General features: G+C 67.9%; 1 protein-coding gene. It reads left to right on the top strand.

From position 1 onward, the window contains the following. Positions 1–1,176, top strand: a 1,176-nt coding sequence (locus AC1D15_RS32840) for an AMP-binding protein (protein WP_477829360.1), incomplete at its 5' end; no start/stop codon positions are given. Positions 1,177–1,288: the final 112 nt, after the last annotated feature.

Genomic DNA, 1,288 nt, shown 5'->3' with positions numbered 1-1,288 from the left:
AACCTGGCCTGCTACGAAGAGCTGGTCGAGGCCGAGGACGGCAACTACGCCTGGCCGCAGTTCGACGAGAACACCGCGTCGAGCATCTGCTACACCTCGGGCACCACCGGCCACCCGAAGGGCGCCGTGTACAGCCACCGCTCGACGCTGCTGCACGCCTTCGCGGCGGCGCTGCCCGATTCGATGGCCTGCTCGGCCGCCGACGTGATCCTGCCGGTCGTGCCGATGTTCCACGTCAACGCCTGGGGCCTGCCGTATGCCGGCGCGCTGGTCGGCGCCAAGCTGGTGCTGCCGGGGCCGCACCTCGACGGCAAGTCGCTGTACGAGCTGTTCGAGACGGAACGCGTCACCTTCAGCGCCGGCGTGCCGACGGTGTGGCTCGGGCTGCTGAACTACGTGAAGCAGAACGGCCTGAAGTTCAGCAGCTTCCGCCGCACCGTGATCGGCGGCTCGGCCTGCCCGCCGTCGATGATGCGGGCGCTGGAAGAGGAGCACCATGTCGAGGTGATCCACGCCTGGGGCATGACCGAGATGTCGCCGCTGGGCACGCTGTCGAAGCTGAAGGCGAAGCACGTGGGCCTCGATGACGCGGCGCGCCACAAGCTGCTGGAAACCCAGGGCCGCGTGGTCTATGGCGTTGACATGCTGATCGTCGACGACGACCGGCGCCCGCTGCCCTGGRACGGCACCGCATCGGGCAACCTGCTGGTGCGCGGGCCGTGGGTGATCCAGAGCTACTTCGGGCAGAAGGAGTCTCCGCTGGTCGAGGTCGACGGCCAATCGTGGTTCCCGACCGGCGATGTCGCGACGATCAACCCTGACGGCTTCATGCAGATCACCGACCGCAGCAAGGACGTGATCAAGTCCGGCGGCGAGTGGATCAGCTCGATCGAGCTGGAGAACATCGCGATGGGCCACCCGGGCGTGCACGAGGCGGCGGTGATCGCCTGCGCCCACCCGAAGTGGGACGAGCGGCCGCTGCTGGTGGTGGTGCGCAAGCCGGGCGTCGCGCTGGAAGCCCGCGAGCTGCTCGGCTGGTTCGAGGGGCGCATCGCGAAATGGCAGATCCCGGACGACGTCGCTTTCGTCGACGAGATCCCGCACACGGCCACCGGCAAGATGCTGAAGCTCAAGCTGCGGGATCAGTTCAAGGCCTACAAGCTGCCGACTGCCTGAATTGGTGAAGGCGCGGGCGGGGAGTCTGGGGCTCGCCGTCGCAGCGGTCTTCGCCCCTGGCGGGGCGAAGACTCCCCTGCGCTGACTGGTTTCATGGCCCGTCGCCCAAACT

Source organism: Rhizobacter sp. P2_H2 (assembly GCF_056403375.1).
This window is presented reverse-complemented; position numbering and strand designations above follow the sequence as displayed.